Origin of the sequence: Sphingomonas sp. CL5.1 (genome assembly GCF_013344685.1) — a bacterium.
GTDB lineage: Bacteria > Pseudomonadota > Alphaproteobacteria > Sphingomonadales > Sphingomonadaceae > Sphingomonas.
Genome location: NZ_CP050137.1, coordinates 4158644 through 4175313, shown reverse-complemented (window position 1 = coordinate 4175313; position 16670 = coordinate 4158644). Strand labels below are relative to the sequence as shown.

Sequence of the window (16670 nt, the reverse complement as noted above, 5' to 3'; positions counted from 1 at the left end):
GTGGCCCTAGGGATGAGGGAGTTTCACTGCTGAATGGCCTACGCTGACCAGAAGATGAGCGGGAGCAAGGTCGTCGCGATCATTATCGTGGCGGCGATCCATCTTGCGCTCGGCTATGCCTTCGTCACCGGCCTCGCGTACCAATACGTGAAAAAGGTGTCGGAGAAGTTAAATACGTTCGACGTCGAGGAGCCGCCGCCCCCGCCGCCGGACGAACCGCCGCCCCCGCCGCCGGACGTGCCGATGACGCCGCCGCCGGTCGTGACGCCGCCGCCGATCGTCTCGGCGCCGACGGTTGCGCCGCCCATAATCAGCGTGCCGGTCCCGCCGCCGCCGCGGCCGGTCGAGGCGCCGCCTCCGCCGCCTCCGCCGCCCGCTCCGCCGCGCATCTCGCAGGCGGCCGTCGCGAAGGGGAACCCGGGGCAATACTTCAACTCGGACAATTATCCGCCGTCAGCGTTGCGTGCGGGTGAGCAGGGGCGCGTCGTCGCTTCCCTCACCATCGGCACCGATGGCCGCGTAGCCGACTGTGAAGTGACGTCGTCGAGCGGCAGCGCCGCGCTAGACCAGGCAACGTGCCGGATCGCCAAGAGCCGCGTCCGCTACACGCCTGCCAAGGACGAGAACGGCCAGCCGATCGCGTCCAGGGCGACACTGCCGGTGAAGTGGGTCATTCCGGAATGACCCGCTTCCACTCCACCTTCTGACGCCATTCGATATTCAAGGGACTAGCAACTTTATGATCACCACCATTCTCGCCGCCGCCGCCGCCGCCGCGCCGGCTGCCAAGGGCGACAACCCGTACGGCCTGCTCCCCGCGCTCCGTGAGGGCGGCCTGATCTCGCAGACCGTGTTCAGCATCCTCGTGCTGATGTCGATCGTGTCGTTCTACATCCTGTTCTCGAAGCTGTTCGAGCAGCAGAAGATCATCAACCAGGCCAAGCGCGTCCGCGCGGCGTTCTGGAATTCGAACTCGCTGCGCGAAGGCTCGGCCAAGCTCGAGAAGAACTCGGCCTACAAGCAGATCGTCGACGACGGTCTCGCGGCGCAGGACCAGCACGGCAAGCTGACCGATCCGGTCGAGGCGCATGACTGGGTGCATGGCTCGCTGGCGCGTTCGGAAGCGTCGATCAACTCGAAGCTGGGCAGCGGCCTCGCGTTCCTCGCGACGGTGGGCGCGACCGCGCCGTTCATCGGCCTGTTTGGCACGGTTATCGGCATCTACCGCGCGCTCATCAAGATCGGCGCCGCCGGCCAGGCGTCGATCGACGCGGTCGCCGGCCCGGTCGGTGAGGCGCTCATCATGACCGCGCTCGGCCTCGTCGTGGCGGTGCCGGCGGTGCTCGCCTACAACTGGCTGCAGCGCCGCAACAAGTCGATCGCGGAAGATCTGTCGGCCTTCTCGAACGACGTGCTCGGCTACATCGCCTCGAACGGCGCGGTCCGTCCGGCTGCTCCGGGTGCCGCCAAGCCGGCTCCGGCCAAGCCCGCCGCGGCGACCACCACCGCCGGTCAGACCGGTGGTGCCCAGACCCGCGCGTGAGATGAATAGGGGAGGCAGGGGCGCCCTCGCGCACCCCTGCCGACCGGCCGGCGGGGCATACCCCGGCGGCGGAATGAGTAGGAAAGCCTGACACATGGCGATGAGCGTTGGTGGTGATTCCTCCACCGAAACCCCGATGTCGGACATCAACACGACCCCGCTGGTGGACGTCATGCTGGTGCTCCTCATCATCTTCCTTATCGCGGTTCCGGTCGTGATCCAGACGGTGAAGCTCAAGCTTCCCGACGTGCGTTTCGACCCGACCACGACCAAGCCCGAGAACGTGTCGCTCTCGATCACGACCGCGCCGGACGGCAGCTGCAAGGTCTATTGGGGGATGACCCCGGTGACCCATCAGGAGCTGCTCGATCGCGCGGTAGCCAAGCTCAAGGCCGAGATCGCCCGGCAGGGTGGCGTCAACGCCCCCGGCCTGGAACTGCCGGAAGCGCATATCCGCGGCGACGTGAATACGCCGTGGCACTGCATCGGCGGCGCGATCTTCAACATGCAGATGGCCGGCTTCGCGAAGGTTGGCTTCATTTCGGAGCCACCGCCGGGTGAAAACCCCGAGCGGCTGTAAGCGACGCGGTCAGGAGTAACATAACATGGCAATGAGTGGTGGCCGCGACGACGGCGAGCCGATGATGGAAATGAACACGACGCCGTTGATCGACGTCATGCTCGTGCTCCTCATCATGTTCATCATCACCATCCCGATCCAGACCCACGCGGTGAAGGTCGATCTGCCCCAGAACCAGGCAAATCAGGCCCCGCCGCCGGTCGAGCCGGACAAGAACGTGGTCGCGATCGCGATCGACGGTACGGTTACCTGGAACGGCACGCCCGTGAACATGGTCACGCTGCGTCAGTATCTCGACGTGGCGGCGGGCATGGTCCCGGAGCCGGAGCTGCACTTCCAGCCCGACCGGCAGGCGCGCTACGAGGCGGTTGATCGCACCCTCGCGGTGATCAAGCGTTCGAAGGTGACCAAGCTCGGCTTCATCGGGAACGAGCAATATTATCGCGATTTCTGACGGCTTCGGCCATCGGATCACGTAGATGATGGAAGGCGGCTCCTCGCGGGGCCGCCTTTTTTCTTTGACGGGTGCGTTCGCCGGGGATGCGGCCAGGGGTATCCAGCGCCAGCGCAATCGAAAGCCCGGCGCCGGATCAGGCCCAGGCCAGCGCCGCGCGATGACGATGCGGGAGAGCGGCCGGGTCGCCGCCGCTTCTCACAGCCGCGGCAGCGTAACCCCCTGCTGCCCCATATATTTGCCCGCGCGATCGGCGTAGCTCGTCTCGCACGGTTCGTTGCCTTGCAGGAAGAGGAACTGGCACGCGCCCTCGTTGGCGTAGATTTTCGCGGGCAGCGGCGTGGTGTTCGAAAACTCCAGCGTCACATGTCCCTCCCAGCCGGGTTCCAGCGGGGTGACGTTCACGATGATCCCGCAGCGCGCATAGGTCGACTTGCCGAGGCAGATCACCAGCACGTCGCGCGGCACGCGGAAATATTCCACCGTCCGCGCCAGCGCGAAGCTGTTGGGCGGGATGATGCACACGTCGGTCTTGCGGTCGACAAAGCTGTTCGCGGCGAAATCCTTGGGGTCCACCACCGCATTGTCGACATTGGTGAAGATCTTGAACTCGTCGGCGACCCTCGCGTCATAGCCGTAGGAGGACAGGCCGTAGCTGATGCAGCCGTCGCGCCGCTGCGCCTCGACGAACGGCTCGATCATGCCGTCGGCGCGCGCGCGTTCGCGAATCCAGCGGTCGGACAGGATGGACATCAGGTGGTTCCTCTTGCTCCTCCACCCGCTTTCGCCGGGCGCCGCGACGCTGGCAAGAGGGGAGGGCGATTCGCCGGCGCGGAAGGGTGACGGCGCTGGCCCGGATTGCCGGTTGACGCGGGCGGAACCGCCGCGCAACGCTGCTTCGCAAACGAGGGAAGCGGGAGGAAAGCGATGGATTTCAGGCTGGACGGGCGAGTGGCGCTGATCACGGGCGCGTCCTCGGGCTTCGGCGTGCATTTCGCGCGGCTCTATGTGAAGGCGGGCGCGAAGGTCGTGCTTGGCGCGCGCCGCGTCGAGCGCGTCGAGGCGCTGGCGGCGGAGATCGGCGCGGATGCGCTGGCGGTGTCGCTCGACGTCGGCGACGAAGCCTCGACCATCGCCGCTTACGACGCGGCGGAAGCGCGCTTCGGCACGGTCGACACGATCGTCGCCAATGCGGGGATGAGCCATGCCGGACGCTCGACCGAGGTGTCGGTGGATGGGTTGCGGCAGCTGCTCGACGCCAATTTCCTCGGCGCCTATCTGACGTTGCGCGAGGGTGCGAAACGGCTGATGGCCGCCGGCTCGCGCGAGAGCGGCAAGGGGCGGGCGATCATCATCGGCTCGATCACGGCGCATCTGACCGGGCAGGGCGACAGCGCCTATGCCGCGTCGAAGGCGGGGGTGGCGCACCTCGGCCGCAACCTCGCGCGCGAATGGGTGCGGCAGGGGATCAACGTCAACGTGATCCAGCCGGGCTACGTCCAGACCGAGATCGCCGGCGACTGGTTCCAGACCGAAGGCGGCGCGAAGCAGATCGCGGCGTTCCATCGCAAGCGGATGATGGACATCACCGCGCTCGACCCGCTGATGCTCTATTTCGCGTCGGACGCCTCCGCGCAGGTGACGGGCGGGGTGATCGACGTGGACGACGGGCAGTCGCTGTAGGGGGCGGGATGGGACGAGGCTTCGTCTTGCGTACAAGGAAGGGTCGGCGCGCTAGTCGCTGTCATTAGGGGGCGCTCCAGCCGCCCGCGCCCGGGAGCCGGCTATCAAGCGCGCAAGTCGAGGACGTGCGTTGCAGCCTCTTCGTCGGTTCTTCGGAAGCCAAGGCGTTCGTAGAAGGCGGCGGCTTCAGTCGTTGTCGTGCGGAGGCGCAGGGTGGTGAAAGTTCGGGAAGCCTTGTCCGCAATATGCTTCACCAGGATAGTCCCGATCCTCTGTCGCCGTGCAGAAGAAGATACATAGACGTGCCGTAGCCGACCGACAGTGGCGGCCGGGATGTATGGATCTTTGTTGAGTCCACCTATGGCGACGATGTGCCCGTCAACGTAAGCGCCAAGAAGACATTCTCCATGGCCTGCGAAACGGTTTGTGCCGGAGTTCCATTCATCCTGAAGACGTCGCATGAAGCGATGACCTTCGCCTTCCGCTTCGGCCGAGAGCGGCAGAATCCCATCGTGCAGAGATGTGATTTGGCGCAATTGGGTGGAATTTGCGATCATGATGCAGCTGATGGTCGATGATTTTGTGACCGGCGCATTCCAGCGTCCGATTTATTGCGTCAACGTGTCTGGCAATCCGCATGTCCTCAAACGATGCGATCAGCCCCTACGGCACCTGATTGCCGCTGATCCCCAATTCCTCCAGCCGCTCGCGCAGCGCAGCAGGCAGCGTTTCGCCAGCCGGGGCGGTCATCACGATCACCGTGTCGCAGGTGGCGATGGGATGGCCGTTCTGGAACATCGCGGCGAGCATCTCCCAGCTCCGGTTGCCGATCCGGCCGATGCCGATCGCGATCTCGACCGGATCGGGGAAGCTGCCTTCCGCGAGATAGTTGATCTCGTTGCGCGCGACCACGGCGCGGAAGCCGTCCACCTTCTCCCACATGCCGAGCGCACGGTTCATCCGCACCCGCGACGTCTCGAACAGCGCGGCGAAGGCGACGTTGTTGAGATGCCCGTTGGTGTCGAGATCCTGATAGCGCGTCTGGACCTGCTCGCGGACGGGATAGGCGTCGGGCGAGAGACGCCATGCGGCGGGGCGGGGCATGTGGTTGTCCTTTGCGACGAACGGGCCGACGCGGGAGTCAATCCCGCGTTGTCGGACGGGTTCGCTGCGCGACCCGCCGGCCGGCCTTGGCGGTCTCGCGGATAGCATTGCTATCCGCGTGCCGCCTGCGGCTCACCGTGGCGCCATGCGGATCGCGCCGTCTAGGCGGACGTCCTCGCCGTTGAAATAGCCGTTCTCGATCATCAGCGTCGCCAGCGCGGCATATTCCGCCGGGTCGCCGAGCCGCTTCGGGAAGGGCACGGAGGCGGCCAGCGCGTCCTTTACGTTCTGCGGCGCGGCGGCCAGCAGCGGGGTGTTGAAGATGCCCGGCAGGATCGTGTTGACCCGGATGCCCTCGCCCATCAGGTCGCGCGCGATCGGGAGCGTCATGCCGACCACGCCGCCCTTGGACGCGGAATAGGCCGCCTGGCCCATCTGGCCATCCTCCGCCGCGACCGAAGCGGTGTTGACGATCGCGCCGCGCTCGCCATCCTCCAGCGGATCGAGCGTCATCATGCCGGCCGCCGACTTGGCGATGCAGCGGAAGGTGCCGACGAGATTGATCTGGATGATCCAGTTGAACGCATCGAGCGGGAAGTGCTTGATCGAGCCGTCTTCCTTGCTGCGGCTCGCGGTCTTGATCGCATTGCCGGTGCCGGCGCAGTTGACGAGGATGCGCTCCTGCCCGTTGGCCGCGCGCGCCTTGGCGAAGCCCTCGTCGACCGATGCGTCGTCGGTGACGTTGACCTTGCAGAATACGCCGCCCAGTTCCCTGGCGACCGCCTCGCCCTTCTCTTCCTGAAGGTCGAAGATCGCGACCTTCACGCCCTTCGAGGCGAGCAGCCGCGCGGTCGCCGCGCCGAGGCCGGAGGCACCGCCGGTGACGACGGCGGAGATAGTGTTGTCGAGCTTCATCTTAACCCTTTCTTTCCTGTGGGATGGCGGCTCAGGCCGCCTTCCAGTCGCAATTCTCGATGATCGTCACGTTGGCGACGCCGCCGCCCTCGCACATCGTCTGGAGGCCGTAGCGGCCGCCGCGCTTGCGCAGTTCGTGCACCAGGGTCGACATCAGCTTGGTGCCCGATGCGCCGAGCGGGTGGCCAAGCGCGATCGCGCCGCCGTTGACGTTGAGCCGGTCGGCCTTCGCCCCGGTATGCTTGAGCCACGCCATCGGCACGGAGGCGAATGCCTCGTTCACCTCATAGAGATCGATGTCGTCGATCGTGAGGCCGGCCTTCTTCAGCGCCTTGTCGGTCGCGAACAGCGGCTCCTCCAGCATCACCACCGGATCGCCGGCGGTGACGGTGAGGCCGACGATCTTCGCCAGCGGCTTGAGATTGTATTTCTTGAGCGCATCGGCGCTGACGATCAGCACCGCGCTCGCCCCGTCGCAGATCTGGCTGGAGGAAGCGGCGGTCAGCACGCCTTCCTCGGAGAGCTTCTTCACGCCCGCCATGCCCTCCGGCGAGGCGTCGTAGCGGATGCCCTCGTCGGCGGTATGTTGTTCCTTGCCCTTGGGCGTGTCGATCTCGACGGGCACGACCTCGTCCCTGAACCTGCCCGCCTGCGTCGCGGCGACCGCCTTGCGGTGCGAGCCGAGCGAGAATTCGTCCAGCGCCTCGCGCGTGAAGCCGTATTTCTTCGCGATCATCTCCGCGCCGGCGAACTGGTTGAAGACGATGCCGGGATATTTCTCCTCCAGCCCCGGCGATTTGTTCTTGCCGAGGCCGGCATCGTAGAACAGCTTGAAGGTCGAGCCCATCGGCACGCGCGTCATGCTCTCCACGCCGGCCGCGATCACCACGTCCTGCGTGCCGGACATCACCGCCTGCGCCGCGAACTGCATCGCCTGCTGCGAGGAGCCGCACTGGCGGTCGATCGTGACGGCGGGCACGCTTTCGGGCAGCTTCGATGCGAGCACGGCGTTGCGGCCGACCTGCCCGGCCTGCTCGCCGCCCTGGCTGACGCAGCCCATGATGACGTCCTCGACCGCCGCGCCCGGAATCCCCGACCGCTCTACCACCGCATCCAGCACCTTCGCGGCGAGGTCCACCGGGTGCCAGCCGGCAAGCCTGCCGCCACGCCGTCCCCCGGCCGTCCGCACCGCTTCGACGATATACGCCTCGGGCATCTTCCGACTCTCCATAACAGATGTTATCCCGCAACCGCATTTGGCGCGGATCGGCGCAGACGGCAAGAGGTGGAGAAGCGAATGAATGTCAGCGAGGCGGTGCAGGCGCGGCGATCGGTGCGCGGTTTCCTCGATCGCCCGGTCGATCCGGCGCTGCTGCGGGAACTGGCGCTGAAATCCGCGCGCGCGGCGACGGGGGGGAATCTCCAGCCGTGGCACATCGATATCGTCCACGGCGCGTCGATGGCGCGGCTGAAGGAGATCATGCGCGGCAAGATCGAGCGGCGCGAGAGCGAGACGCCCGGCTATGACATCTATCCGCGCGAGATGCCGGAGGCGATGGACAGGCGCCGCTTCCAGATCGGGGAGTTGCTCTACGGCAACCTCGGCATCCCGCGCGAGGACCGGCGCGCGCGGGCGATCTGGTTCTCGCGCAACTTCCAGTTCTTCGGCGCGCCAGCGGGCTATTTCGTGACGGTCGACCGCCGCATGGGGCCGCCGCAATGGGCCGACCTCGGCATGTACCTCCAGAACCTGATGCTGCTCGCGGTGGAGGCCGGGCTGGCGACCTGCCCGCAGGAATGCTGGGCGGTCTATCCCGCGACGGTGGAAGGCTTCCTCGGCACGCCGCCCGAGCGGATGCTGTTCTGCGGCGTGGCGATCGGTTACGAGGACAAGGACGAGCCGGCCAACCGCACCTATGCGCCAAGAGCGCCGGAAACGGAGTGGCTGACGGAATTTTCGTGACGCAATTCGCTCCTCCCCCACAGGGGAGGAGCTAGGGCCGATCGCCATTCAGTTCTGGCGGGCTGCAAATGGCGCTTTTGCGTGCTTCCGGTGCTCACGTACTGGAAGTACGCTGCGCGCCGGTTCGCGCAAAACCACCATTTTCGCTCCGCCATCTCCTGAATGGCGATCGGCCCCAGGCTACCTTACCCGTTGGCCGGGACGCCCTGACCGCCACGGCCGCGACCGCCGCGTCCACGTCCGCCGCCACCGCGCCGGCGGCTGGCGTTGGCATAGTCGCGCGTCTTGACCGGCTGGTGCGTCGCGCGCGGCCGGGCGGGGCCGCGCGGGCGATCCTCGCGCGGGGCCGGATCGGGGCCGGCGACGCGGACGCGGGCGGCCTTCAGCGCCTCGCCGCGCTTGAGGAAGTCCGCCGGCAGCGCGCGGACCGGCACGCGCAGCCGCGTCAGCTTCTCGATATCGCGCAGATAGGGGCGTTCGTCCTCCGCGCAGAAGGAGATGGCGACGCCGCTCGCCCCGGCGCGCGCGGTGCGGCCGATGCGGTGGACGTATTGCTCCGGCACGTTGGGCAGCTCGAAGTTGAGCACATGGCTCACCCCCGAGATGTCGATGCCGCGCGCGGCGATGTCGGTCGCGACGAGGATCGGCACCTCGCCCGAGCGGAACGCGACCAGCGCGCGCTCGCGCTGCGGCTGGCTCTTGTTACCGTGGATCGCGTTGGCGGCGATGCCGTTGCCGGCGAGCAGCCGCACCACGCGGTCCGCGCCATGCTTGGTGCGGGTGAACACCAAAGCGCGGTCGATCCGCTCGTCGGTCAGCAGCATGGTGAGCAAGGCCTGCTTCTCCTGCTGGTTGACGAAGGTGACGAACTGGTCGACGCGCTCGGCGGTGGTGGCGGCCGGGACGACCGACACCGTTTCCGGCTCGTGCAGGAACTTGCCCGCCAGCTCGCGGATCGATTCCGGCATGGTGGCGGAGAAGAACAGGGTCTGGCGGCGGCGCGGCACCATCTTCACGATCTTGCGCAGCGCGTGGATGAAGCCGAGGTCGAGCATCTGGTCGGCCTCGTCGAGCACGAGGATCTCGAGCATCGACAGGTTGCAATAGCCCTGCTCGACCAGGTCGAGCAGCCGGCCGGGCGTCGCGACGAGGATATCGACGCCGCGCGACAGGTCGTTCCTGTTCTTGTTGATGCTGGTGCCGCCGAACACGGTGGCGACCGACAGCCGCGAGTTGCGGCCATAGGCGCGCGCGTTCTCGGCGATCTGGCTGGCCAGCTCGCGCGTCGGCGCGAGGACGAGCATGCGGCAATGCGTCGGCAGCAGCTTCTTATGCGAATCCGCGAGCCGCTGGATCGAGGGCAGCACGAACGCCGCCGTCTTGCCGGTGCCGGTCTGCGCGATGCCGAGCAGGTCGCGGCCGGTCAGCACGATCGGGATGGCGTCGCGCTGGATCGGAGTGGGGGTCTCATAGCCCTTGGTCTCGAGCGCGCGGACGAGCGCGTCGGTCAGGCCGAGGTCGGAAAAGGTCATGGAATGGAATACCTGCAAATATGCCGGGCCGCGCGGGCCGGACGGCGCGCGCGGAGGCGGGGAAGATTGACGCCCCGCGTGACTTGGGATGCCCGAACGACAATCGAGGCGGAGCCGGGGCCGATAGGCCCGATCACGCTGCGTTTTGAACGCCTCGACCGGCGGGCAGATGCGGGCTGACGCGCGAAAAGTCAAGGGATAAAGGGGAAACGCCCGATTCAGCGACTCGCGGCGGCCACCGCGGCGGAGACGCGCTTGTCCCGCGTTTCCGGGCGTTTGGCGGCGGCGATCGTCTCGACATGCTCGCGCCGCGTGGTGAAGCTCAGCGCGTCCCACCCGGCCCGCGCGCCGACCGTATCCAGCGCGGCGGCGAGGTCGTCGGGCAGGTCGACGGTGCGCGGCGCGGTGTCGAGGGCGAGTGTCACATCATAGGCCTGGCCGGAGATCACGCCGGCCGCCTTGCGGTGCGAGCGGCGGAGCGGCACGAACGTCTCGCCGCGCATGATCGCGATCGTGCTGCGATAGCTGTAGCCGTTGATCGTCACCACCACCGGCGGCCGCGCCATGCCGAATACCGCGCGCTGGTCGAACCCGATCGGGATGGCGGACATGTCGCCGTCGAAGCGCGGAGTGACGGTGAAGGTGATCGCGGGCGGCATCGGTACGAAGGATGGCGCCTCCGCACTGTCGTGCGCAAGAGGCTCGCCGCCGGCAAAGCCGTCGGCCGGATCGGGCGCGTGAAGCCGCGCCCGTCCGCCGGCCGAACGCGTTGCTCGCGCCATGCGCGACCGGCGCGGACGTGGCCGCGCCTGCAACCCGTTACAGCTTGCGCGAAATCACTTCCTTCATGATCTCGTTCGTCCCGCCATAGATCCGGCTGACCCGCGCCCCGCGCCACATCCGGGCAATGGGGTACTCGTTCATATACCCGGCCCCCCCGTGCAACTGGAGGCACTTGTCCATCACTTCCCATTGCAGGTCGGTGTGCCACAGCTTGGCCGCCGCGCCTTCCTCGTTGGTCAGCTCGCCCTTCAGGTGGCGCGCGATCGCCCAGTCGAGGTGCGCCCAGCCGATCTGGAGCTTGGCCTTGAGGTCTGCCAGCACGAAGCGGGTGTTCTGGAAATCGAACACCGTGCCCTTGAACGCCTTGCGGTCCTTGGTGAAGGCGACGGTGTCGTCGAACGCCTTCTGCGCCGACGCCTGGCAGGAGACCGCGATCGACAGGCGCTCCTGCGGCAACTGGCTCATCAGATAGATGAAGCCCATGCCTTCCTCGCCGAGGCAGTTGGTGATTGGCACGCGCACGTCCTCGAAGAACAGCTCGGAGGTGTCGGCGGCGTCCTGACCGATCTTGTCGAGCTTGCGGCCCTTCTTGAAGCCCTCGCGGTCGCTCTCGACCAGGATGATCGACATGCCCTTCCACGCCGGTTGCGCGTCGGGATCGGTCTTGGCGACGACCAGCGTCAGGTCGGTGTTCTGGCCATTGGTGATATAGGTCTTCGAGCCGTTGATGACGTAGTGATTGCCATCCTTGCGCGCCGTGGTGCGGATCGCCTGAAGGTCGCTGCCGGTGCCCGGCTCGGTCATCGCGATCGCGGTGATCACGTCGCCCGAAACCATCTTCGGGAACCACTCCTTCTTCTGCTCCTCCGAGCCGTAATTCTCCATATAGCCCGCGACGATATCGGACTGGAGCGAGAAGCCCGCCGGCACGCCGGCATAGGCCATTTCCTCGTCGACGATCGCGTTATAGCCGAAATCGAGACCCAGGCCGCCATAAGCCTCCGGCACGGTGGGGCAGAGCATCCCGATCTCGCCGGCCTGTTGCCAGAAGGATTTCGGCACCAGCCGGTCCTTCTCCCACTGGTCGGCATGGGGCACGCCTTCCTTCGCGAGGAAGCTGCGGACCGTCTGGCGGAACGCCTCGTGATCCTCGTTATAGGCGAAACGGCCGGCGACGGTATCGAGCGACATGCGTGGAAATCCTCTCCCAAGACAGTTGCGCGCCTTGTCGCGGCGGCGGGGCGAGGGGTCAAGTAACTTTTGTTATGGCGCGCTGTCGCAGGTTGCGCGGAGCCGCATAGCAGCCCACGCTCTCGACTCAGCCGGCCATTCGCGGCAAGGAGCGGGCGAAGGAGATCGTAACAAATGAAACTAGCTAGCCTGAAGCACGGTCGCGATGGGAGGCTCGTCGTCGTTTCCAATGATCTGGCCTGGTATGCCGACGCCAGCCACCTGTGCCCCACCTTGCAGGCGGCGCTGGACGATTGGGACCGGATCGCGCCCGCGCTCGAGCTGCTCGCGACCGATCTGGAGCATGAGACGATCCCGCGTGAACGCTTCCACGAGCATGACGCCGCCGCGCCGCTGCCGCGCGCCTATCAATGGGCGGACGGGTCGGCCTATGTGAACCATGTCGCGCTGGTGCGGCAGGCGCGCAATGCCGAGATGCCGGAGAGCTTCTGGCACGATCCGCTGATGTACCAGGGCGGATCGGACGGCTTCCTCGGCCCGCGCGACGCGATTCCGCTGGCGGACGAAAGCTGGGGCTGCGATCTGGAGGCGGAGGTGGTGGTCGTCACCGGCGACGTGCCGCTCGGCGCGACGCGCGAGGAGGCGCTGGCGGCGGTCCGGCTGGTGGGCCTCACCAACGACGTGTCGCTGCGCAACCTGATTCCCGGCGAGCTGGCCAAGGGCTTCGGCTTCTTCCAGTCGAAGCCGGCCTCCGCCTTCTCGCCGGTGTTCGTGACGCCGGACAGCCTCGGCGACTGGTGGCGGGACGGCAAGCTGCATCGCAAGCTGATGGTCGACGTCAACGGCGCGCCGTTCGGCCGGGTCGAGGCGGGCGTGGACATGACCTTCGATTTCGGCACGCTGATCGCCCATGCCGCCAGGACGCGCGCGCTGGGGGCGGGGACGATCGTCGGCTCCGGCACCGTCTCGAACCGCGATGCCGGTGGCGGGCCGGGCAAGCCGATCGGTGAGGGCGGCGTGGGCTATTGCTGTCTTGCCGAGGTGCGCACGGTCGAGACGATCCTGTCGGGCAAGCCCGCCACCCCGTTCCTCAAGCGCGGCGACACGGTGCGCATCTGGGCGGAGGACGATCGCCACCATCCGATCTTCGGCGTGATCGAGCAGACGGTCGGATGACCACGAATTAACTGGGCATTCATGGAGCTTGTAGGCAAAGTCATGCCGCGTGCCGGTCGATGCTTCGGCGGGCGCGGACGAAGAAAACAAGACGGAGGTGAAAGATCATGAAAAAGATCGTCCTTCTCGGCGCGTTCGCACTGGGGATGCTGACGGCGGGCACCGCGTCGGCGGCGGACTATCCGCCCTGCTCGGCGACGGTGCGCGACAATTGCGTGCAGGGCGCCCGGTCGGCGACCCATGTGCGGCATGCGCGCCATCATGTCGCGAAGAAGCATCATATGGTGAAGAAGCACCACGCGAAGCGCGCGCATCATGCGAAGCATCGCCGCGTCCATCACGTCCGTCATCACAAGGCGAAGTGAAGTCGTGACGGTCCCGGCGTGATCGCCGGGGCCGTTGCCGCTCGCGCGGGAACGGCCGGGGGTAGGCGCGCGCGCCGCGACCTTGAGCTTGCGAGCCTAATGGAAATCGTGGCTGCGGATCGGGATCACGTCCGCCCGGCGGTCACGGAAATGATAGTCGGTGCGCGGATGGGGGCGCCATTCCTCCTCGCCGCGATCGGGGCCGCCGGGTCCGGCCGATCCGTGCGGCACGAGGCGCGGCATGTCGACGTCGCCCACCTGCCGCAGCAGCCAGGTGAGGTCGGTGACGCGCTCCGTCACCACATGGATCACGATCCCCTCCTTCTGCACCCGTCCCCGGATCGCCACCATCGCGGACGACATGATGATGCGCCGCTGCGCCTCGAACCGGTCGGGCCAGAGGATGCCGTTGGCGATGCCGCTTTCGTCCTCGATCGTCAGGAACAGCACGCCCTTGGCGCTCCCCGGCCGCTGGCGGACGAGGATCAGCCCGGCGAGGTCCACCATCCGCCCGTCCGGGATCGTCGCCAGATCGGCGCAAGGCACGATCCCGCGCCGCTTCAACTCGCCGCGCAGGAAGGTGAGCGGGTGCGGGCGCAGCGAAAGCTGGGTGGCGCGATAATCCTCCACCACCTCGCGCCCGGCGGTCAGCGCCTTGAGATAGACTGGTGTTTCGCGCGTCTCCAGCGCGGCGAGCAGCGGCAGCGGCTTTTCCCCCAGCCCACGGATCGCCCATAAGGCCTGCCGCCGGTCCAGCCCCATGCCGGCGAAGGCATCGGCCTTGGCGAGCCGCTCCAGCGCCGCGAGCGGCACGCCCGATCGCCGCCATACGTCCGCGATCGAGGCGAATGGGCGCTCGCCGCGCGCGGTGACGATCTTCCCGGCATGTTCCGCCGACAGCCCCGCGACGATGCGCAGGCCGAGCCGCAGCGGCAGGCGATCGTCCGTGCCGGGGCGGGCCTTGCCGACGATCGTCGTATCCCACTCGCTCTCCACCACGCAGGCCGGGCGTATCTCCACGTCGTGCGCGCGGGCGTCGCGCACGATCTGCGCCGGGGCGTAGAAGCCCATCGGCTGCGCGTTGAGCAACGCGGCGCAGAACACCTCGGGATGATGGCATTTCATCCATGACGAGGCATAGGCGATCTTGGCGAAGCTCGCCGCGTGGCTTTCGGGGAAGCCGTAGCTGCCGAAGCCCTCGATCTGCTTCACCAGCCGCTCGGCGAAATCGAGCGTGATGCCGTTACGGAGCATTCCGTTGATCAGTGGCCCGCGGAACTTGCCGACGCCGCCGGTGGACTTGAACGTCGCCATCGCGCGGCGGAGGTTGTCCGCCTCGCCGGGCGAGAAATCGGCGCCGATGATCGCCACCTGCATCGCCTGTTCCTGAAACAGAGGGACGCCCAAGGTTTTCTTGAGGACGCCGCGCAGCCTGGGACTGGGATAATCCAGTTTCTCCTGCTCCTCCGGGGGCAGCATCCGCCGCTTCAGATAGGGATGGACCATCCCGCCCTGGATCGGCCCCGGCCGCACGATCGCCACCTGGATCGCGATGTCGTAGAAATTCGCCGGCTTCATGCGCGGCAGCATCGACATCTGCGCGCGGCTCTCGATCTGGAACACGCCCAAGGTGTCCGCGCGGCAGATCATCTCGAAGGTCTTCGGATCATCCTCCTGCATCAGCGGGCTGGAGAGGTTGAGGTGGATATCCTTGTGCGCGGCCAGCAGTTCATAGGCGCGGCGCATGCAGCCCAGCATCCCCAGCCCGAGGATATCGACCTTCATGAAGCCGAGGAACTCGATATCCTCCTTCTCCCATTCGATCACATAGCGATTGGCCATCGCGGCCGGCTCGATCGGCACCAGATCGCGCAGCGGATCGCGCGTCAGCACGAAGCCGCCGGGATGCTGTGACAAGTGACGCGGCGTGCCGATCAGCGCGTGCGCCAATTCCAGCGCCAGCGCGAGGCGCGGCTCGTTCGGATCGAGACCGAGCGCCGTGACGTGATGCGCCGGCACGCCGTCGTTCGACCAGCCCCACACCTGCCCGGCGAGCGCGGTGGTCATGTCCTCCGGCAGGCCGAGCGCCTTGCCCACCTCGCGGATCGCGCTGCGCGAGCGGAAGCGGATGACGACGGCGGTGAGCGCGGTATATTCATAGCCGTAATCCCGGTAGATCCACTGGATCACCTCCTCGCGCCGCTCATGTTCGAAATCGACGTCGATGTCGGGCGGCTCGCGGCGCTCCTCGGAGACGAAGCGCTCAAACAGCAGTTGATGTTTGACCGGGTCGATCGAGGTGATGTTGAGCGCGAAGCAGATCACCGAATTGGCCGCGCTGCCGCGCCCCTGACAGACGATCTCCTGACTGCGCGCATATTGGACGATCGAATTGACCGTCAGGAAATAGGGCGCGTAATCCATTTTCTCGACCAGCTTCAACTCGCGGTCGAGCAGTTCGCGATGCGCTTTGGACGGGTTCCCGCCGAAGCGATGCTTCAGGCCGTTCCACGCCAGCGTGGCCAGCGCCTCCTGCGCGGTTTTGCCGGGGATGACGATCTCGTCGGGATATTGATAGGTGAGGTCGCGCAGCGAGAAGGCGCAGCGCTCGACCACCGCCTCCACCGCCGCCAGCGCGCGCGGATGATCGCGGAAGCGGCGCGCCATCTCCTCCGGCGGCTGGAGGTGGCGGTCGGCATGACGTTCGCGGTGGAAGCCGAGGTCGTCGATCGTCGTCTTCTCGCGGATCGCGGTGACGACATCCTGCAACATCCGCCGGAAGGGATGGTGGTAGAGCACGTCGCCGGTGGCAAGCGGGGTCAGGCCGAACGCCTCCGCCGCCAGCGCGGTTTCGTGGAGACGCGGCGCATCGCCCGGCCGGCGATGATGCGTGAGGCAGACATGGCCGCGCCCGCCGTTGCTCCCGTCGCCGCCGAACACATCCGCCATCCAGCGCAGCGCGCGCTCGTCCGGCACGTGATCGGCGACCAGCGCGGCGACCAGCCCCTCCGCGCGGGCGGCGAGATCGTCCCAGTGCAGGAAGCATCTGCCCTTCTCCCCGCGCCGCGCGTCGGCGCGCGCCTTGCCGATGCTGAGCAGGGAAGTGAGGCGGCTCCACGCGGCGCGATCCTGCGGCCACACCAGCACCGAATCGCCGCTGACCAGATCGAGCCGGCAGCCGGGAATGGCGCGGACATTGCCGACATGCTCGGCGGCGCGCAGTGCGCGGACCAGCCCGGCAACCGAATTGCGGTCGACGATCCCCAGCGCCGGGATGCCGAGCAGCGCGGCGGTGGCGAACAATTCCTCGCACGACGATGCGCCGCGCAGGAAGGAATAATGCGTGGTGACCTGAAGCTCGCTGTAGGTCATGGCCGCTCG

Annotated in this window: 17 protein-coding genes; 8 read left to right on the top strand and 9 right to left on the bottom strand. The window is 67.1% G+C overall.

Annotation, left to right across the window (positions count from 1 at the left end; all coding sequences use genetic code 11):
- Positions 1 to 33 precede the first annotated feature (33 nt).
- From F9288_RS20020 to F9288_RS20005, 4 genes are all read left to right on the top strand, one after another.
- Positions 34 to 684, top strand: a complete 651-nt coding sequence (locus F9288_RS20020) for an energy transducer TonB (protein ID WP_174838392.1) — start codon at positions 34 to 36, stop codon at positions 682 to 684.
- A 55-nt stretch (positions 685 to 739) separates the two neighbouring features.
- The gene (locus F9288_RS20015) at positions 740 to 1543 is read left to right on the top strand and encodes a MotA/TolQ/ExbB proton channel family protein (RefSeq protein WP_174838391.1); all 804 of its coding nucleotides are present in this window, start codon (positions 740 to 742) and stop codon (positions 1541 to 1543) included.
- A 94-nt stretch (positions 1544 to 1637) separates the two neighbouring features.
- Positions 1638 to 2123 carry a biopolymer transporter ExbD gene (locus F9288_RS20010; protein ID WP_174838390.1) on the top strand — a complete coding sequence of 162 codons (486 nt, stop codon included), beginning with the start codon at positions 1638 to 1640 and terminating at the stop codon, positions 2121 to 2123.
- A 25-nt stretch (positions 2124 to 2148) separates the two neighbouring features.
- Positions 2149 to 2577 carry a biopolymer transporter ExbD gene (locus F9288_RS20005; protein WP_174838389.1) on the top strand — a complete coding sequence of 143 codons (429 nt, stop codon included), beginning with the start codon at positions 2149 to 2151 and terminating at the stop codon, positions 2575 to 2577.
- A 198-nt stretch (positions 2578 to 2775) separates the two neighbouring features.
- Here F9288_RS20005 and dcd read toward each other — a convergent pair whose 3' ends face one another.
- The gene (gene dcd, locus F9288_RS20000; protein ID WP_174838388.1) at positions 2776 to 3330 is read right to left on the bottom strand and encodes a dCTP deaminase; all 555 of its coding nucleotides are present in this window, start codon (positions 3328 to 3330) and stop codon (positions 2776 to 2778) included.
- 174 nt (positions 3331 to 3504) lie between these two features.
- Between dcd and F9288_RS19995 the strand changes: the two genes are divergently transcribed.
- Positions 3505 to 4260, top strand: a complete 756-nt coding sequence (locus tag F9288_RS19995; protein WP_174838387.1) for an SDR family NAD(P)-dependent oxidoreductase — start codon at positions 3505 to 3507, stop codon at positions 4258 to 4260.
- 104 nt (positions 4261 to 4364) lie between these two features.
- Here F9288_RS19995 and F9288_RS19990 read toward each other — a convergent pair whose 3' ends face one another.
- From F9288_RS19990 to F9288_RS19975, 4 genes are all read right to left on the bottom strand, one after another.
- Positions 4365 to 4817: a GNAT family N-acetyltransferase gene (locus F9288_RS19990; protein WP_174838386.1), complete on the bottom strand. Its 453-nt coding sequence runs from the start codon at positions 4815 to 4817 to the stop codon at positions 4365 to 4367.
- A gap of 106 nt (positions 4818 to 4923) precedes the next feature.
- Positions 4924 to 5364 (bottom strand): thioesterase family protein, encoded by a 441-nt coding sequence (locus F9288_RS19985; RefSeq protein WP_174838385.1) that lies wholly within the window; start codon positions 5362 to 5364, stop codon positions 4924 to 4926.
- A 132-nt stretch (positions 5365 to 5496) separates the two neighbouring features.
- A complete protein-coding gene (locus F9288_RS19980) occupies positions 5497 to 6279 on the bottom strand; it encodes an SDR family NAD(P)-dependent oxidoreductase (RefSeq protein ID WP_174838384.1) in 783 nt (260 codons plus the stop codon).
- 31 nt (positions 6280 to 6310) lie between these two features.
- Positions 6311 to 7495, bottom strand: a complete 1185-nt coding sequence (locus F9288_RS19975) for an acetyl-CoA C-acetyltransferase (protein WP_174838383.1) — start codon at positions 7493 to 7495, stop codon at positions 6311 to 6313.
- An 81-nt stretch (positions 7496 to 7576) separates the two neighbouring features.
- On the opposite strand from F9288_RS19975, the gene F9288_RS19970 reads away from it, so the two are divergent.
- Positions 7577 to 8242 carry a nitroreductase gene (locus F9288_RS19970; RefSeq protein WP_174838382.1) on the top strand — a complete coding sequence of 222 codons (666 nt, stop codon included), beginning with the start codon at positions 7577 to 7579 and terminating at the stop codon, positions 8240 to 8242.
- 185 nt (positions 8243 to 8427) lie between these two features.
- Here F9288_RS19970 and F9288_RS19965 read toward each other — a convergent pair whose 3' ends face one another.
- The 3 genes from F9288_RS19965 to F9288_RS19955 all read right to left on the bottom strand — a co-directional run bounded on the left by F9288_RS19965 (position 8428) and on the right by F9288_RS19955 (position 11748).
- Positions 8428 to 9774 carry a DEAD/DEAH box helicase gene (locus F9288_RS19965; RefSeq protein ID WP_174838381.1) on the bottom strand — a complete coding sequence of 449 codons (1347 nt, stop codon included), beginning with the start codon at positions 9772 to 9774 and terminating at the stop codon, positions 8428 to 8430.
- A 218-nt stretch (positions 9775 to 9992) separates the two neighbouring features.
- Positions 9993 to 10556: a YdeI/OmpD-associated family protein gene (locus tag F9288_RS19960; RefSeq protein WP_174838380.1), complete on the bottom strand. Its 564-nt coding sequence runs from the start codon at positions 10554 to 10556 to the stop codon at positions 9993 to 9995.
- Positions 10557 to 10593: 37 nt separating this feature from the next.
- Entirely contained in the window at positions 10594 to 11748 is a 1155-nt protein-coding gene (locus F9288_RS19955; RefSeq protein WP_174838379.1) for an acyl-CoA dehydrogenase family protein, read from the bottom strand.
- A gap of 174 nt (positions 11749 to 11922) precedes the next feature.
- Here F9288_RS19955 and F9288_RS19950 point away from each other — a divergent pair, with 174 nt between their 5' ends.
- Positions 11923 to 12924, top strand: a complete 1002-nt coding sequence (locus F9288_RS19950) for a fumarylacetoacetate hydrolase family protein (RefSeq protein ID WP_174838378.1) — start codon at positions 11923 to 11925, stop codon at positions 12922 to 12924.
- A gap of 107 nt (positions 12925 to 13031) precedes the next feature.
- Positions 13032 to 13289 carry a hypothetical protein gene (locus tag F9288_RS19945; RefSeq protein WP_174838377.1) on the top strand — a complete coding sequence of 86 codons (258 nt, stop codon included), beginning with the start codon at positions 13032 to 13034 and terminating at the stop codon, positions 13287 to 13289.
- A gap of 96 nt (positions 13290 to 13385) precedes the next feature.
- Here the strand turns inward: F9288_RS19945 and F9288_RS19940 are convergent, their stop codons facing one another.
- Entirely contained in the window at positions 13386 to 16661 is a 3276-nt protein-coding gene (locus tag F9288_RS19940; protein WP_174838376.1) for an error-prone DNA polymerase, read from the bottom strand.
- Positions 16662 to 16670: the final 9 nt, after the last annotated feature.

Coding starts and splice junctions, on each gene's coding strand:
- F9288_RS19950 (WP_174838378.1), top strand. CDS start 11,923: ATGAAACTAGCTAGCCTGAAGCACGGTCGCGATGGGAGGCTCGTCGTC.
- dcd (WP_174838388.1), bottom strand. CDS start 3,330: ATGTCCATCCTGTCCGACCGCTGGATTCGCGAACGCGCGCGCGCCGAC.
- F9288_RS20015 (WP_174838391.1), top strand. CDS start 740: ATGATCACCACCATTCTCGCCGCCGCCGCCGCCGCCGCGCCGGCTGCC.
- F9288_RS19940 (WP_174838376.1), bottom strand. CDS start 16,661: ATGACCTACAGCGAGCTTCAGGTCACCACGCATTATTCCTTCCTGCGC.
- F9288_RS19955 (WP_174838379.1), bottom strand. CDS start 11,748: ATGTCGCTCGATACCGTCGCCGGCCGTTTCGCCTATAACGAGGATCAC.
- F9288_RS19970 (WP_174838382.1), top strand. CDS start 7,577: ATGAATGTCAGCGAGGCGGTGCAGGCGCGGCGATCGGTGCGCGGTTTC.
- F9288_RS20010 (WP_174838390.1), top strand. CDS start 1,638: ATGGCGATGAGCGTTGGTGGTGATTCCTCCACCGAAACCCCGATGTCG.
- F9288_RS19945 (WP_174838377.1), top strand. CDS start 13,032: ATGAAAAAGATCGTCCTTCTCGGCGCGTTCGCACTGGGGATGCTGACG.
- F9288_RS19990 (WP_174838386.1), bottom strand. CDS start 4,817: ATGATCGCAAATTCCACCCAATTGCGCCAAATCACATCTCTGCACGAT.
- F9288_RS19985 (WP_174838385.1), bottom strand. CDS start 5,364: ATGCCCCGCCCCGCCGCATGGCGTCTCTCGCCCGACGCCTATCCCGTC.
- F9288_RS19960 (WP_174838380.1), bottom strand. CDS start 10,556: ATGGCGCGAGCAACGCGTTCGGCCGGCGGACGGGCGCGGCTTCACGCG.
- F9288_RS19975 (WP_174838383.1), bottom strand. CDS start 7,495: ATGCCCGAGGCGTATATCGTCGAAGCGGTGCGGACGGCCGGGGGACGG.
- F9288_RS20020 (WP_174838392.1), top strand. CDS start 34: ATGGCCTACGCTGACCAGAAGATGAGCGGGAGCAAGGTCGTCGCGATC.
- F9288_RS19965 (WP_174838381.1), bottom strand. CDS start 9,774: ATGACCTTTTCCGACCTCGGCCTGACCGACGCGCTCGTCCGCGCGCTC.
- F9288_RS20005 (WP_174838389.1), top strand. CDS start 2,149: ATGGCAATGAGTGGTGGCCGCGACGACGGCGAGCCGATGATGGAAATG.
- F9288_RS19995 (WP_174838387.1), top strand. CDS start 3,505: ATGGATTTCAGGCTGGACGGGCGAGTGGCGCTGATCACGGGCGCGTCC.
- F9288_RS19980 (WP_174838384.1), bottom strand. CDS start 6,279: ATGAAGCTCGACAACACTATCTCCGCCGTCGTCACCGGCGGTGCCTCC.